The sequence below is a fragment of the Pseudomonas sp. B22129 genome, assembly GCF_044218875.1.
Lineage (GTDB): Bacteria > Pseudomonadota > Gammaproteobacteria > Pseudomonadales > Pseudomonadaceae > Aquipseudomonas.
This window is the reverse complement of sequence record NZ_CP162592.1, coordinates 2,487,124-2,502,336: the sequence shown is the minus strand read 5'-3', so window position 1 is coordinate 2,502,336 and position 15,213 is coordinate 2,487,124. Positions and strand designations below refer to the sequence as shown.

General features: G+C 60.2%; 12 protein-coding genes and 1 pseudogene. 7 read left to right on the top strand and 6 right to left on the bottom strand.

Annotation, left to right across the window (positions count from 1 at the left end; genetic code table 11):
- Nucleotides 1-11: 11 nt before the first annotated feature.
- From proB to rplU, 4 genes are all read right to left on the bottom strand, one after another.
- Nucleotides 12-1,130 carry a glutamate 5-kinase gene (proB, locus tag AB4P94_RS11310; RefSeq protein ID WP_033896188.1) on the bottom strand — a complete coding sequence of 373 codons (1,119 nt, stop codon included), beginning with the start codon at nt 1,128-1,130 and terminating at the stop codon, nt 12-14.
- A gap of 123 nt (nt 1,131-1,253) precedes the next feature.
- Nucleotides 1,254-2,477 (bottom strand): Obg family GTPase CgtA, encoded by a 1,224-nt coding sequence (cgtA, locus tag AB4P94_RS11305; RefSeq protein WP_078739070.1) that lies wholly within the window; start codon nt 2,475-2,477, stop codon nt 1,254-1,256.
- A gap of 193 nt (nt 2,478-2,670) precedes the next feature.
- The gene (rpmA, locus tag AB4P94_RS11300) at nt 2,671-2,928 is read right to left on the bottom strand and encodes a 50S ribosomal protein L27 (RefSeq protein ID WP_003176049.1); all 258 of its coding nucleotides are present in this window, start codon (nt 2,926-2,928) and stop codon (nt 2,671-2,673) included.
- 34 nt (nt 2,929-2,962) lie between these two features.
- Nucleotides 2,963-3,277, bottom strand: coding sequence for a 50S ribosomal protein L21 (gene rplU, locus AB4P94_RS11295; protein ID WP_003176051.1), 315 nt, complete (start codon nt 3,275-3,277; stop codon nt 2,963-2,965).
- A 239-nt stretch (nt 3,278-3,516) separates the two neighbouring features.
- Between rplU and AB4P94_RS11290 the strand changes: the two genes are divergently transcribed.
- The 3 genes from AB4P94_RS11290 (at nt 3,517) to AB4P94_RS11280 (ending at nt 5,415) form a co-directional block, all read left to right on the top strand.
- Nucleotides 3,517-4,485 carry a polyprenyl synthetase family protein gene (locus AB4P94_RS11290; protein ID WP_395610584.1) on the top strand — a complete coding sequence of 323 codons (969 nt, stop codon included), beginning with the start codon at nt 3,517-3,519 and terminating at the stop codon, nt 4,483-4,485.
- A gap of 170 nt (nt 4,486-4,655) precedes the next feature.
- Nucleotides 4,656-4,997: a zinc ribbon domain-containing protein YjdM gene (locus AB4P94_RS11285; protein WP_395610583.1), complete on the top strand. Its 342-nt coding sequence runs from the start codon at nt 4,656-4,658 to the stop codon at nt 4,995-4,997.
- A 160-nt stretch (nt 4,998-5,157) separates the two neighbouring features.
- Nucleotides 5,158-5,415, top strand: a complete 258-nt coding sequence (locus AB4P94_RS11280; protein WP_057724031.1) for a hypothetical protein — start codon at nt 5,158-5,160, stop codon at nt 5,413-5,415.
- 156 nt (nt 5,416-5,571) lie between these two features.
- Here the strand turns inward: AB4P94_RS11280 and AB4P94_RS11275 are convergent, their stop codons facing one another.
- Nucleotides 5,572-6,189, bottom strand: coding sequence for an FKBP-type peptidyl-prolyl cis-trans isomerase (locus AB4P94_RS11275; RefSeq protein ID WP_395610582.1), 618 nt, complete (start codon nt 6,187-6,189; stop codon nt 5,572-5,574).
- A gap of 200 nt (nt 6,190-6,389) precedes the next feature.
- Between AB4P94_RS11275 and AB4P94_RS11270 the strand changes: the two genes are divergently transcribed.
- The 4 genes and pseudogenes from AB4P94_RS11270 (at nt 6,390) to AB4P94_RS11255 (ending at nt 14,197) form a co-directional block, all read left to right on the top strand.
- On the top strand, nt 6,390-8,366 hold the full coding sequence (locus tag AB4P94_RS11270; RefSeq protein WP_395610581.1) for a dermonecrotic toxin domain-containing protein: 1,977 nt from the start codon (nt 6,390-6,392) through the stop codon (nt 8,364-8,366).
- Nucleotides 8,281-12,105 (top strand): membrane-targeted effector domain-containing toxin, encoded by a 3,825-nt coding sequence (locus tag AB4P94_RS11265; RefSeq protein ID WP_395610580.1) that lies wholly within the window; start codon nt 8,281-8,283, stop codon nt 12,103-12,105. Before AB4P94_RS11270 ends, AB4P94_RS11265 begins: the two co-directional genes overlap by 86 nt.
- Nucleotides 12,106-12,277: 172 nt before the next feature.
- Nucleotides 12,278-13,294, top strand: a pseudogene (locus AB4P94_RS11260) (methyl-accepting chemotaxis protein); the annotation flags it as partial.
- Nucleotides 13,295-13,333: 39 nt separating this feature from the next.
- Nucleotides 13,334-14,197, top strand: a complete 864-nt coding sequence (locus tag AB4P94_RS11255; protein WP_395611318.1) for a methyl-accepting chemotaxis protein — start codon at nt 13,334-13,336, stop codon at nt 14,195-14,197.
- Nucleotides 14,198-14,833: 636 nt separating this feature from the next.
- Here the strand turns inward: AB4P94_RS11255 and AB4P94_RS11250 are convergent.
- On the bottom strand, nt 14,834-15,202 hold the full coding sequence (locus tag AB4P94_RS11250) for a glyoxalase superfamily protein (protein WP_395610579.1): 369 nt from the start codon (nt 15,200-15,202) through the stop codon (nt 14,834-14,836).
- Nucleotides 15,203-15,213 lie beyond the last annotated feature (11 nt).

The window sequence follows — 15,213 nt, the reverse complement described above, 5'->3', positions numbered from 1 at the left end:
ATTCCTTTTGTTTAGACCAGGATCAGGTTATCGCGGTGAACCAGCTCCGGTTCGGCCATGTAACCCAAGAGTCCGACAATCGCATCAGACGATTGTCCAATAATCTTCTGCGCCTCAAGGGCGCTGTAGTTGGCCAGGCCACGGGCGATCTCCCGCCCGTCGGGCGCCACGCACACCACCATCTCGCCGCGGCGAAAGCTGCCCTGCACCAGTTTGACACCCACCGGCAGCAGGCTCTTGTTGCCTTGAGACAACGCAGACACCGCGCCAGCATCCAGCACCAGGGTGCCACGGGTTTGCAGATGACCGGCCAGCCATTGTTTGCGCGCCGCGAGCATGCCGCGTTCCGGCGACAACAGCGTACCGATGCGCTCGCCGGCCTTGAGACGGTCCAGCACGCGCTCGATGCGCCCGCCGACGATGATGGTGTGGGCACCGGAGCGCGCCGCCAGGCGTGCGGCGCGCAGCTTGGTCTGCATGCCGCCGCGGCCCAGGGCGCCGCCGACACTGCCGGCAACCGCATCCAGCGCCGGGTCATCGGCGCGGGCTTCATAGATCAGCTGAGCTTCGGGGTTATTGCGCGGGTCGGCGTCGAACATGCCGTCGCGGTCGGTGAGGATCACCAAGAGGTCGGCTTCCACCAGGTTGGCCACCAGCGCGGCCAGGGTGTCGTTGTCGCCGAAACGGATTTCATCGGTGACCACGGTGTCATTTTCGTTGATCACCGGGATGACTTTCAGCTCCACCAGCGCGCGCAAGGTGCTGCGGGCGTTGAGGTAGCGTTTGCGGTCGGACAGGTCGTCGTGGGTCAGCAGGATCTGCGCCGTGTGGCGGCCGTGCTCGGCAAAGCTGGATTCCCAGGCTTGCACCAGGCCCATCTGGCCGATGGCGGCGGCGGCTTGCAGCTCGTGCATCGCGCTGGGTCGCGCGGTCCAGCCGAGGCGGCTCATCCCGGCGGCAACGGCCCCGGACGATACCAGCACCAATTCCACGCCCGCCTCATGCAAGGCCACCATCTGCTCGACCCAGACGCTCATGGCTGCGCGATCCAGACCTTTGCCATCCGCCGTCAGCAGCGCACTTCCGATCTTTACGACCCAGCGCTGCGCACCTGTCACTTTGCTCCGCATCATCTTCAACCTTAGAGTGAGGGCTGCGCGACCCAGCGCCGCCCAAAACGTTATTCGTGGCTACCGATTCCCAGATACCAAAACGCCGCTCCAGGGAGCGGCGCTTAAGTTTACTGCAACGAATCAGTCGCGCACGTAAATGATTTCCGGACCGTCTTCATCATCCACGTCTTCTTCGTCCCAATCGTCGTCGCCGATGTCATGGACCGACTTCACGCCGCTGCGACGCAGGGCACGCTGGTCATCCAGTGCCTGCAACTGGGCGCGGGCTTCGTCTTCGATCTGCTGATCGAGTTCGGCCAGTTCGGCCTTGAATACCGGGTCAGCCGCCAAGCGGTCAGCACGGTCTTCAAGGTAGCGCATGATGTCGCGGGTCAGGCGCTCGGTGCCTTCTTTGGCGATGGCCGAGATCACGTAGACCGGACCTTCCCACTCCAGGCGGTCGACGATTTCCTTGACGCGCGCTTCGTGCTCTTCCTCAAGGATCTGGTCGCACTTGTTCAGCACCAACCAACGGTCACGCTCGGCCAGGGCCGGGCTGAACTTGGTCAGCTCGCTGACGATCACTTCGGCAGCGTCCGGTGCGCTGGTGTCATCCAGCGGCGCCATGTCCACGAGGTGCAACAGCAAACGGGTACGCGACAAGTGCTTGAGGAAACGAATGCCCAAGCCTGCGCCGTCGGAAGCGCCTTCGATCAAGCCAGGAATGTCGGCGATCACGAAGCTTTTCCAGCGGTCTACGCTGACCACGCCCAGGTTTGGCACCAGGGTGGTGAACGGGTAGTCAGCCACTTTCGGCTTGGCGGCCGAGACCGAGCGGATGAAGGTACTTTTGCCGGCGTTCGGCAAACCCAGCAGGCCTACGTCGGCCAGTACTTTCATTTCCAGCTTGAGGTCACGCTGCTCGCCCGGCTTGCCCGGCGTAGTCTGGCGCGGCGCACGGTTGGTACTGGACTTGAATCGGGTGTTACCCAGACCGTGCCAGCCGCCCTGCACAACCATCAGCTTCTGGCCGGCCTTGGTCAGGTCGCCGATGACTTCCTGGGTGGCGGAGTCGATGATCGTGGTGCCGACCGGTACGCGCAGTACCAGGTCTTCGCCTTTCTTGCCGGTGCAGTCGGTGCTGCCGCCGTTGGAGCCACGCTCGGCATCGAAGTGCCGGGTGTAACGGTAGTCGACCAGGGTGTTGAGGTTTTCGTCGGCCATCATGTAGATGGAACCGCCGTCACCACCGTCACCGCCGTTGGGGCCACCGTTTTCGATGAATTTTTCGCGACGGAAACTCATGCAACCGTTACCGCCGTCGCCTGCTTTTACTCGGATGGAAACTTCATCAACGAACTTCATAACAAAACGCCTCTCGTCGCACGGACGAGCTTAAGAAACCAAGACATAAGACTCTTGCAAAAATGAGCGCAGCGACCTCAAACAATGACCGCGTATCCAGCGCCTGAGCCCATCACAAACAGCTTTGCAAGAGACTCACTCCACAAACGAAAAAGCCCCGTCGCGAGACAGGGCTTTTCCAGCGATCGCGCAATTAAGCGGCGACAACGCTCACGTAACGGCGGTTGAAAGCGCCTTTTACTTCAAACTTGATCACGCCTTCGATTTTAGCGAAGAGGGTGTGATCTTTACCCATGCCAACACCGTAACCGGCGTGGAATTGGGTGCCGCGCTGACGCACGATGATGTTGCCCGGAATGATTTTCTGGCCGCCATACATCTTCACGCCAAGGCGTTTGGCTTCTGAGTCGCGACCGTTACGGGTACTACCACCAGCTTTTTTGTGTGCCATGAGTCAATTCTCCTAGTGAGGAATTAGGCTGAAATTAAGCCTGAATACCGGTGATTTTGATCTCGGTGTACCACTGGCGGTGGCCCATACGCTTCATGTGGTGCTTACGACGACGGAACTTGATGATGCGGACTTTATCGTGACGACCTTGGGAGATCACTTCAGCCACAACGGTAGCGCCAGCAACAACTGGAGCGCCGATGTTCACGTCATCGCCATTGGCGACCAACAGAACGCGATCAAAGGTAACGGATTCGCCGGTAGCGATTTCCAGTTTCTCGATCTTCAGGTATTCACCTGGGGCGACCTTGTATTGCTTGCCACCAGTAACAATTACTGCGTACGACATGGTATTTCTCCGATAATCCTGCTCACCCAGCTCTTTATAAGAAGAGGTATTGGCTGGCATGGCTGCATGGGATGGACGTCCCGAATGCAATTGCGTAAGGCAGGTGCTGCCCAGGAAGTTCAGGGTGCGCGATTGTACGCAAGGTAAAGAAGCCTTGCAAGGGGCCGTCTATCGCGCCTTGACAGTGCAGGGCGTGGGTCCTAGCATGCCGCGCAACCCTTCTGGAGCGACTGTCGCTGATGCAACCCCAAGCCTTCTACCGCGCGGTCGCGGACGATTTTAGCGCCGTCGACGTCATCATCAAGAAGCAGCTGACTTCTAAAGTGCCGCTGGTCTCCAAAATTGGCGACTACATTACGTCGGCCGGAGGCAAACGCCTGCGTCCTTTATTAGTGTTGCTGTGTGGCAAGGCCCTGGGCCGCGAAGGCGATGACCTGCGCCTGCTCGCCGCCACCATCGAATTCCTGCACACCGCTACCCTGCTGCATGACGACGTGGTCGACATGTCCGGCATGCGCCGTGGGCGCGAGACTGCCAATGCCATGTGGGGCAACGCCCCGAGCGTACTGGTGGGCGATTTCCTGTACTCGCGCTCGTTCGAAATGATGGTCGAACTGGGCTCGATGCCGGTGATGAAGATTCTTTCACAAGCCACCCGCATCATCGCCGAGGGCGAAGTGTTGCAGCTGTCGAAGGTTCGCGACGCCAGCACCACCGAAGAAACCTACATGGAAGTGATTCGCGGCAAAACCGCGATGCTCTTCGAAGCGTCGACCCACAGCGCCGCAGCCCTGTGCGAAGCGTCGCCTGAGCAACGCGAGGCCCTGCGCACGTTCGGCGACCATCTGGGCGTGGCCTTCCAACTGGTGGACGACCTGCTCGACTACAAGGGCGACGCCGAGACCCTGGGCAAGAACGTCGGCGACGACCTGGCCGAAGGCAAGCCGACCCTGCCACTGATCTACACCATGCGCGAAGGTACGCCGGAACAGGCTGCATTGGTGCGCAAAGCGATCCAGAAAGGCGGGATCGAAGACCTGGAGGCCATCCGTGCCGCCGTGGAAGCGTCGGGCTCGCTGGATTACACCGCGCAACTGGCGCGTGACTACGTGGCCCGTGCCATCCAGTGTCTCGAAGCCCTCCCCGCCAGCGAATACCGGGACGCCCTGGTCGAGCTGAGTGAGTTTGCGGTCGCGCGCACTCATTGATTCTGCACTGATTAATGTGGGAGCTGGCTTGCCTGCGATGACTGGAGTGAATTCACTACTGTTATCGCAGGCAAGCCAGCTCCCACACTAGACCGAGTCCAACCCCGCCCACCGCCAAAACCCTATATAATGTGCGCCCTTTAGCCATCCCTGACTTTCAAGGAGCCTTAGTGAGCACGTTGCCACCCTGCCCGAAATGCAATTCCGAATTCACTTACGAAGACGGCGCCCAGCTGATCTGCCCGGAATGCGCCCACGAGTGGTCCGCCAATGCCGAGGCCGAAGCAGCCGGCGATGAAACCGTAAAGAAAGATTCTGTGGGCAACGTCCTGCAGGACGGCGACACCATCACCGTGATCAAAGACCTCAAGGTCAAGGGCACTTCGCTCGTAGTGAAGGTCGGCACCAAGGTCAAGAACATCCGCCTGTGCGACGGCGACCACGATATCGATTGCAAGATCGACGGTATCGGCCCGATGAAACTCAAATCCGAGTTCGTGCGCAAAGTCTGAACCTGCTGCCTCCATCCCGCGCCCGTCGCGGGATGGCGTTTCGCCCTCTCCTTTGATCGAACGCAATATCCACACAGAAAACTCAGGAAACCGCCAATAGGCACTTGCTATTCCACGAATAAGAATTATTCTCATTGAAACCCATCAAGGAGAATGAACCATGACGTATTTGATAGATGCCTGGCTGGACCGCCCACACCCTTACCTGCGAATCCTGCATCGGGAAACCGGTGAGGTCTGTGCAGTGCTGGAAGAAGAAGCGCTGAATGAACTGCAGGATCAGGGCGACCTGGACGTCAACGGCCTGAGCTCCAGCGAACCTGGAGTGCTGAAGGAAGTGGTGCGTAACTTGTTTCTGTTCTGCTATGCCCGAGCGTTGCGCCCGGCGACGGAGCTCAGTGGCAAGTTTCATCCATGAAGCAACCCGTCAACTATGTGGGTGCTGGGCTTTATGTGGGAGCGGGCTTGCTCGCGAAAGCGGAGTGTCAGTTACCAATTAGCTGACTGACCCACCCTCTTCGCGAGCAAGCCCGCTCCCACACAAGCCCAACCCCCCTATAGCCATCAACAGGGATTACAGAACGTCAAGCAGCTCGACGTCGAACACCAGAACGCTGTGCGGCGGGATGCTGCCAACGCCTTGAGCGCCGTAAGCCAGTTCGCTCGGCACGTACAGGCGCCATTTGCTGCCGGCATTCATCAGTTGCAGGGCTTCAGTCCAGCCGGCGATCACGCCGCCAACCGGGAATTCTGCAGGCTGGCCGCGCTCGTAGGAGCTGTCGAACACAGTGCCGTCGATCAGGGTGCCGTGGTAGTGGGTACGCACCTGGTCTTCACGGGTTGGCTTGGCGCCGTCACCGGCCGTCAGCACTTCAAATTGCAGGCCGGAAGCCAGAGTGGTGATGCCATCGCGCTTGGCGTTTTCAGCCAGGAAGGCCAGGCCTTCGCCAGCAGCCGCTTCAGCCTTGGCAGCCGCTTCGGCTTGCATGATTTCGCGGATAACCTTGAAGCTGGCGGCCATTTGCTCCTGGTCAACACGGCTTGGCTTGCCGGCGAAGGCGTCGGTCAGGCCCGCCAGGATCGCGTCGATGCTAACGCCCGGTGGCGGGTTGTCGCGCAGTTGGTCGCCCAGTTGACGGCCAATACCGTAGCTGACGCGGGTTTCGTCGGTGGACAGATTAACTTCGGACATGAAGGTGCTCCGCTGTAGGAAGGCCCTGAAAAAGCTGCAAAGGTGCCGCGTTTTCCGTGCCATCCAGAACTAAAAGGGCCAGCAGACTAGCACACAACACCAGGCGTTGATGAGCCCCGCCCGCCATACCTATCTACAGCCGAGCGGTTCACCTGGCTCGCCATGCTGATGATTCCATTCATCACACTGGGGCTGTGCCAATGAGTACGCCGAGTCACCTTCACCCATCCCCCACGCTGCAACAGATTCACAGCCATTTGCTGGAGATCGACCCTACGCTGCGCACGTACAGCAAGCGCCCTGCCACGCTGCCTGCCGAGCGACGTGTGCTGGAAGCCACCCATGCCATGCTCAAGCGCGTCAACGCGGCCTATGAACAACAAGCCCAATCAGTGTATGCGGGCCTGGAACAGGCCGATTTCGCACAGCCTGCCGGGCAACAACTGCTGGGCCGTTTGAAAACATCGCTGGTGGCGCAACTGCAGCAGCTCGATGAAACCAGTACCGTCGATGGCCAGAGTCGCAAAACCTACCTGACCTTTACTGCCGGTATCAGCGCACTGGAACAGGAGACCCGGCTCAACGTCAGCGACCACCTGCGCGCTCCCGCCGATCTGCTCATGGTCGAAGATTGTTCACGCGGGCCAACCTTTCGCCCGGGCATGTATGCGCTGACCTTCGACTATCAGGAACACACCGTGGCGTTTGCCGGGGCATTCGTGCTGACGCGCCAGGCGAGCCCTGCCGTCGACAGCCTCGACACCACTGTTTCCGTGGGCCCGGCCTTGCTGTTCACGCCCTCTCGCGGCCTGGAAGCCTTCGACTCCCTGCACGACCTTGGCCAGAGCCTGCAACAGGCGATCGCCACGCAGCCCGGTCGAGAAGAATTCAGCCGCCATTGGCCCGTGCGCTATCAGCACCTCGACGCGATCAGTATTCTCCCGCTGGGCTTACAGCCGATCGAAGGTGAACCGCTGTTTGAACACGTCTACCAGGCCGTGCTCGACAAACGCACCCAAGACATCAATTACGCCCTGAGCCTGGCAGAAGACAGCGAGCTCAACGCCGCACAGCTCAAAGTGCACCTCGACAACGCCATCAAGGCCGCACTGCCAGACTTGACCCTGCGCCTGGACTTCAGGGCCCAGCTATTGCTGGAGCGCGACCTGTTCAGCACCCTGCCCGACTGGTACCGCAGTGCAGGCCAAACCCAGCGCCAAACCCTCGACCACCATCTGCTCAGCTACAACGGGGCACGCCAGGCGTTCATGGAGGTATTCGGCCCGGCCTCCACGCCCCATGCCCTGGCCCGCTTCCAGTGGGCGCAATACCTGGGCGAACGTTGGGATGTGCACGACCTGGACCCTGACCAACTGCTGATGACCACCCGCCGCACCGTTGCGCAGGTCGGCAGCTATGATCAGCAACGCTCTCTGATAGAACTGACCTTGCGCGGCCTGCATCCAGAAGACAACGCACCAGGCTCGGACTTTCTCGAACACACCACCTTGAGCTATGCCGGTGCACCGCTGGGCGAAGAGCATGCCTACCTCACGCCGGCAAACCTGCTTATTGCGCTGCAGGCACTGCAACCGCGCCTGAGTTTCGCCAACGTCCAGCAATCCGTGCTGGGCAGACTTGCGGTCAAACAGGCCGCCCGCACTTTTTTCGACCAGCGCCTGCTGGCCATGGCTTATCTGGCCACACTGCAAGGCCATCTCAGCCAAGCCGATTTTCGGCTGTTTGAACAGCTGCGCGACAACCCGCGCCCGCAACTCTGCGCCCAGACCGTGATGTTTCACGGCGCACAACTCAAAGACCTGTGGCTGCTGCGCGAAGACGACGCCAGCGGGCAAGTCCGGCGTTTGTTGCTGTGCACACCCGATGCGCCACGCGCGCAACAGTTCTACGGGTTCGACACCCTCCTCGAATGCCAAACCCACATCCTCGGCTGGCTGGACGACAAGTCCCGGCTAAAGGGCCGTGGAATGGCCGACTACCTGTTGGAGCAAGTGCCTCTGCGCTTTCGCCCGACCATGAGCACTGTGATCCAACGGATCGGCTTCAGGCCTGACGCAGGAGTATCTGGAAGTGACGTTTGGCGTTCCCTGCAGCCACACCGATTGCCTGGACGCCATGGCCGAGCACCGTCTGGCACAACTGCTGGACGACTATGAACTGGCCACCCCCGCGTGGTACCGCGCGGCGACCGCGGCAGACCGCAAGCGCTTGACCCGCCTGGGAGATGACGCAACGGGAGCCTTGCGTGTGTACAACGCCCGCCCGGATTCGGAGGCCAATTTCCCTAGTTTCGACAGCTACCTGCATGACAAGGCCAGGCTCAGCCTGAATAAACTGCTGGGGCGCCCCACCAACGATGTCGACCCGGATACCGTTTTTGCTTACTCGCCCAAACCACTGGTCGGTGCCGCAGATGAACCCATCGCCTATACCCGGCTGTTTCGCGACGGGTACGAAGACGGCATCGGTTTTCTTGACGAGAAGTTCTCACGTGCCGCGACCTTTCGCGGCCCTCCCGAGGTCGACCTCAGCCCGCTGACCCCGCAGAACGTTGCGCGCTCGGTCACCGGTGTGTGGATCGGCCAACGCTACATCGATGAAGTGCGCCAGCGTTTGCAAAACAGTGGCAGCCCAGGCTACGCCGAGCGGCGCAACGCCGTGTTGGCGATCCAGCAATTGCAAATGAAAAGTGCCGCGCTGGAGTCGCAGCTGCAAGGGCACATCGCAAGCGTTGACCTGGCGTGGCTTGAGAAGGCCATCGACAGCCTGGGGAACAGCGCCGTCTTGATACGCAACACCTATAAGGTCCACCGCCTGTATATCAATGGTGATTGGGTGCTCGGCAATTACCTGTTCAGCCACGCCGACAACCCGGTGCTGCTGTACACCCCCGATGCACCGGATGGCATCGCGTTTCGTGAGGCGAAGCTGTTCAACTACCTGCTGAAAACGGTCGACGGCATGCTCACCTACTGGTGCGAGCGGGTGCCGCAGACCTCCGTAGCGCGCGTCAGGCAGTTTTTGCAAAACGCCAGAAAAGGCCTGCCGAAGGATATCAACCGCACCACACCGAGCCCGCCTCGCCACGATGGAACAGCGCATATTTCGCCCCTGAGCGACCTGCGCCATGAGTTCTACAACATGCGCCTGCAGCGCAAGATCGACGACGTGCACGGCACCACGGCCAACCGCACCCAAATGATCAGCGGCATTCTGTGGGCCTGCATCGAATGGGTGACAGCCGTCGCCACCATGCCGTTTCCCGTCCTCAGCCTGACCCTCGGCGGGTTACTCGCCTTCAAGGACGCCATGCTCGCCCTGACGGCCTACTATCAGAACGACAAGGGGGCGGCCCTGGAGCACTACATCGGCTACGTGGCCAATTTTTTTGGCGCCGTATTGTTTGATGCTCGCCCTGCCCTGAGCAACACGTTGAAGTCGTTGCGCCGCCTGCGCCCGGTCATGAAAGCCTGCCCGCAAGCGGCACAAAGCACCTGGGCCGGCCAGCTCGATACGCTCACCCCCGAAGGCATGCAACCGGTGCTGTTTGAAGGGCGAGCACTGTGGGCAGCAAAAAACCCGACCTCCGAAGGCCTCTACGTGCTGTACCGCCTTGATCCGCAGACACGTCAGCTCCATTCGACCGCGCGCCTGGTCAAACAGGAACCCACAGGGCAATGGGTACGCCCGACCGTGCGCGGCGGCAACAATGGTTATCAAGCCTTGTTGCCCGAGCAAAGCAGCCCGCTGGAAGTGTTCGACATGACGGGCGAACACGCCACGACCCTGCGCCACATGCTCGACCCGCACCTGCAGGGCAGGCTTGCGGGCATGGAGACGGACCTCGACGATCTCATCCTGCAAAGGTTTCAGGACCAGGCCACGGCGCTACGCGAGGCCTACACCCGCAAAGTGGCCAGTTTGACCCAGCGCGCCGAAACGTTCTTCCAGGCCCCGCGACCGCCTGTCACAAAAAAAACGCTGCCACCGCTGGCCGCCAACGCCACCCACGCCGAGATCGTCAAAACCCTGTACGTTCGTGATAAGCGCTTGATTATCGGCACCGCCAAAAACCCCGCCACCAGCCTGCAACTCTTGATAGAACAACTGCCCACCCTGGCCGAACAGGGCCTCAAGCGCGTTTACATCGAGTACCTGCCCCGAGATTTGTTCTATCACAAACTGAAAATTCTCAGTCTCCAACTCCCCGGCGACAGGGCCAAGGCCCTGCGGCAGATCAAGCAGCAACTGGCGGCAGCTGACAGTGCCCTGGGATTGTCCGGGGCGCCTTTCAACTACAGCAAGTTGCTGGATGAAACCCAGCGTCTCAACATTCAGATCGATGGCCTGGACGGCGCCGCCTCCTACCACCTTGAACACGTTGCGGCGCTGCGCGACGGGTCCCGCTTCACACCCCGCAGCAGTCAGCTACGCAACTTCTATTCCCACACCATCATTGAGCACAACTTGAGCGATAACCCGGGCGAAGGCTGGGTAGCCGTGGTGACGGCGGACCGTTTGGGCACCTATGAACGGATTTCGGGGCTGGCGGACCTGGAAAATACCCTGGCCCTGCGGGTCGACGATGCAACGCCCGGGCAACCCACCGGCGTAGCGCCGGACACCACCCCGCTGGCCCAATCCCGGGGTGACTACAGATTATTGATGCCGGCCATACCGGTGGAGCCGCCAGCCGCAAGCCTGCCTGCTCCCTCGCCGGTACCCGTGACACACTTTGCCGAATTCGATATGCCTCGCGACCTGCACGGCACCCTTGACGAGATGAGGCTGACACACAAGGGGCTCGACACCCGATATTCCTCAAACCGGCCGGATCATACCGGCGCACAACACCGCTTTGTCGACATCCGGGACAAACTGGCAACCGCCGCGCAAGACGCCGTCGCCGCGTTCGCCCCAGCCACACGTGCGCCCCTGCCTCACATCGCGACGCACACTGAACAGGCCTTCATCGAACAGCTGTTCCAGCATAAACGCGGCCTGGTAATCGGCGAAAGCCACCTGCATAAATCAGCCAAGAAGCTGCTGATCGACTACTTGAAGTTACTGAAGAAACAGGGCGTCAAGACGCTGTACATCGAACACCTGCTCACCGATTTGCATCAGGAAGCCCTCGACACGTTTCACCGCACGGCAAAAATGCCACCGATCCTGAAAAGCTACCTGAAGTATCTCGATCAAGGTCATATGCCGGGGTACAGCGGCACCTCGACGTATACCAACGTGGTCAAAACAGCGAACAAATACAAAATCCGCGTGCGTGCGCTGGATTGCCTCGCCAGCTATCACGTCAAAGGTCTCAATGGGGATGTCGGGCGGGGCGAACTGTTCAGCTACTTTGCCAACGAGGTGATCAAGGCCGATCAGCTCGCCGAGGGGGCGCATAAATGGGTTGCCTTCATGGGCAGCACCCACACCGACATGCACCAAGGCGTGCCGGGGATCGCCGTGCTGCAGGATGCCGTCAGCCTGCATGTATTCGACACCTTCGCGGACCAGGCAAAACAGCTGCGCGTCGGCGGCTGGGCCTCCGTCGGCGACAGCCAGATCGTGGCCATACGCAGTGACTTCCGGCTTGATGTAGGCAACCTCAAACAGCCAGCCCCGCTCGCCACACCGACACCGGACCGTACCCGCCTCACTGAAGCCGGGCACTTTTTCATCGAGTACCCGAGCGAATTCGAGGTCAACCTGGTTCACCGCTCACGCACTGGCCAGATCGTCACTACACCGCTCGACATCAATGACAAAGGCCAATACGCCATCGGCTATTGGCCACAACTCAGGGGTGAGCGTTTTTACGATTTAGCGCTCTTGATAGGCGTGCTCAAAGCCGCTCCTCCAGGCGGGCTTGGATTGCGCCAAATCACCTGATCACCGCCACCGTCTGAACCTCGCCCGCTGATGGGGCGGGGTTCACCGTTCATCGGTGACTCTAAATTTTATTTTAGATTCACGCCTCGCCGCCGATACCGACCTACATACTTTGGCTGGCTCAAACAACAACACCGTCCAGCAGACAGACATCACCTTCAGGGAGCATTCGATGAACAGCTGGTTCGGTAACATCAGCGTCAACCTCAAACTGGGCCTGGGCTTCGGCCTGGTATTGGTCCTCACCTCGATCCTGGCCCTCACCGGCTGGACCAGCCTGGGAGGCCTGATCGACCGCAGCAACTGGATGAGCGACATCACTCAGCTCAATGCCTCGCTGACCAAACTGCGCATCGTGCGCCTGCAATACATGCTGGCCAATGGCGACGAAGCCGTGGCCCAGAACGTACAGACCAGCCTCGACGCGTTCGCCGCCCAGCAACAGAAGCTGCTCGACACCTTCAAGAGCCCGGAAAACCTCAAGCTGCTCAACGAGCAGAAGGCCGTCATTACCGCCTACCAGCAATCCCTGAACAAAATGCGCGAGGCCTACCGCAACGGCGCCGGCGCACGCCAGGTGATGGGCGACAAGGCCGATATCGCCAACACACAGATCAACGCGCTGGAAACAAGCGTGCAACAGATGGCCGACAGCCCGGAACGTTTCGCCCAGTACCAGGCCGTGAGCAACGCCAAGGAAGACTTCCAACTGGCCCGTTACGAAGTGCGCGGCTACACCAACAACGTCAACGCCGAAACCGAAGCCCGCGCCGCCGCGCAGATCGAGAAAGCCATCGGTAGCCTGAAAAGCCTCAACACCGCATTCGGCAGCAGCCAGCAAAGCGCATTGGCTTCGCTGGAAACCGCACTCGGAGCCTATCGCAGCGCCGTGCAGAGCTACAAGGCGGCGAACGCCAACATCGTCACCGCCCGCGCTGAAATGACCACCCAGGGTGGCGATATCGTCACCATCAGCGACAAACTCTACGATATCCAGCTGGACCGCCGCGACGCCGAAAGCGCTCAGGCCCGTAGCCTGCAATTGATCAGCACGCTGCTGGCATTGCTGGTTGGCGTCATCGCCGCACTGGTCATCACACGCCAGATCACTCGGCCGATCCAGGACACCCTGGCCGTGGTGGAGCGCATTGCCTCGGGCGATCTGAGCCACAACATTCAGATCACCCGTCGTGACGAACTGGGCGTGTTGCAACAAGGTATCCAGCGCATGGGCACCACCCTGCGTGAGTTGATCAGCGGCATTCGCGACGGCGTGACGCAAATCGCCAGCGCTGCCGAAGAGCTTTCAGCCGTGACCGAGCAGACCAGTGCCGGGGTGAACAGCCAGAAGATCGAGACCGATCAGGTTGCCACCGCGATGCATGAGATGACCGCCACCGTGCAGGAAGTGGCGCGCAACGCCGAGCAAGCGTCCCTGGCCGCTGCCGATGCCGATGGCCAAGCCCGCGCAGGCGACAAAGTGGTGGCCGAAGCCATCGCCCAAATCGAACGCCTGGCCGCCGAAGTGGCGCGTTCTACCGACGCCATGACGCACTTGCAACAAGAGAGCAACAAGATCGGCAGCGTGATGGATGTGATCAAGGCCGTGGCCGAACAGACCAACCTGCTGGCACTCAACGCCGCGATCGAAGCGGCACGTGCCGGTGAAGCCGGCCGCGGGTTTGCCGTGGTGGCGGACGAAGTGCGTGGCCTGGCCCAGCGCACGCAGAAATCCACCGAAGAAATCGAAGGCCTGGTCGCCGGTTTGCAGAACGGTACCCAACAAGTGGCCGCGGTGATGAACAACAGCCGCAGCCTCACCGACAGCAGTGTGGAACTGACGCGCAAGGCCGGTGTGTCACTGGAAAACATTACCCGCACGGTGTCGAATATCCAGTCGATGAACCAACAGATTGCCGCAGCGGCCGAGCAGCAAAGTGCCGTGGCGGAAGAGATCAGCCGCAGCATCGTGAATGTGCGTGATGTGTCGGAGCAGACCGCAACAGCGAGTGACGAGACGGCCAAGTCGAGTGTGGAACTGGCGCGGCTGGGTAGCCAGTTGCAGCAGATGGTCAGCCATTTCCGGGTGTAAAAAAAGCCGCCTCGGCCTAAACCGAGGCGGCTCCACTTTTCAGACCTTACAGGTCATCGAAGCTGTCCCGCAGGAATATCCACACGTGATAAGCACGCGAGGCATTCACTACGAGGTTCCACATATGTCGTGCAAACTTGGACATACTCGGCCCTCCGTGAGTTGGGCCTTACCTCCAGCGCACTTACCGGAACACGTGGGCCTTCGGACGCGAGTCGATTGCGTCCTTTGAGGCGGCCGGGCTAATGGTCCTCCCGCATCAATCCGGCACGGATTACTAGCCCGTGGCGATCGGTCCAGAATTCGCGCGCATACCCGGCTCACCCCAAAAGCGACAAACGCAGAACGGGGATGATCCTAACGAACATCCTCGTCAAAGGTGTGTCAAGCAGTGGTCAAATATCCAGTATCGCAGATAGATTTATTGCAAGCTTTTACAGTAAAGCCAGACGAGAGAAAAATGTCAGAACGCGATTCTTACCGGACATCGCCGTGCCTTGCGTGATGGAATGACCAGAGGTAGTATCGGCCTGCGGGTCGATTGCGTCCTTTGAGAGAGCAACCCCAGCCACTAACTGGGTTTGCAATAAAAAACCGCCCTACTGAGGCGGTTTTTTATTGCCCGCGATTTACCCTTCAGCCCTCGCTTTCCTCAACAAACACCAGCCGATTCCCAAACGGATCGCTGATACTCATCTCCCGCGAGCCCCAGGGCGTTTCTTCAACCCCGGGCTTGGCGTAACGGTAATCCTTGCCCAGCAATTGTTGCTGATAGGCGTCCACGCCCTGCGCCTGAATCCGCACCGCCGAACCCGGCGACGCATCGCCATGGTGCTCGGATAAATGCAGCACGCACTCACCCAGCGACACCTGCAGGTACAACGGAAAATTCGCCTCGAAGCGATGCTGCCAATCCACCTTGAACCCCAGGAAGTCGACGTAGAATTCCAGCGCTTTGGCTTCGTCGAAAATCCGCAGAATGGGGGTAACTTTACCCAAGTTCATGTAGCCGCCTC

Excerpts from the sequence above, each read along its gene's own strand:
- proB (WP_033896188.1), bottom strand. The coding sequence starts at position 1,130 with ATGCGGAGCAAAGTGACAGGTGCGCAGCGCTGGGTCGTAAAGATCGGA.
- cgtA (WP_078739070.1), bottom strand. The coding sequence starts at position 2,477 with ATGAAGTTCGTTGATGAAGTTTCCATCCGAGTAAAAGCAGGCGACGGC.
- rpmA (WP_003176049.1), bottom strand. The coding sequence starts at position 2,928 with ATGGCACACAAAAAAGCTGGTGGTAGTACCCGTAACGGTCGCGACTCA.
- rplU (WP_003176051.1), bottom strand. The coding sequence starts at position 3,277 with ATGTCGTACGCAGTAATTGTTACTGGTGGCAAGCAATACAAGGTCGCC.
- AB4P94_RS11290 (WP_395610584.1), top strand. The coding sequence starts at position 3,517 with ATGCAACCCCAAGCCTTCTACCGCGCGGTCGCGGACGATTTTAGCGCC.
- AB4P94_RS11280 (WP_057724031.1), top strand. The coding sequence starts at position 5,158 with ATGACGTATTTGATAGATGCCTGGCTGGACCGCCCACACCCTTACCTG.
- AB4P94_RS11275 (WP_395610582.1), bottom strand. The coding sequence starts at position 6,189 with ATGTCCGAAGTTAATCTGTCCACCGACGAAACCCGCGTCAGCTACGGT.
- AB4P94_RS11270 (WP_395610581.1), top strand. The coding sequence starts at position 6,390 with ATGAGTACGCCGAGTCACCTTCACCCATCCCCCACGCTGCAACAGATT.
- AB4P94_RS11255 (WP_395611318.1), top strand. The coding sequence starts at position 13,334 with ATGGGCACCACCCTGCGTGAGTTGATCAGCGGCATTCGCGACGGCGTG.
- AB4P94_RS11250 (WP_395610579.1), bottom strand. The coding sequence starts at position 15,202 with ATGAACTTGGGTAAAGTTACCCCCATTCTGCGGATTTTCGACGAAGCC.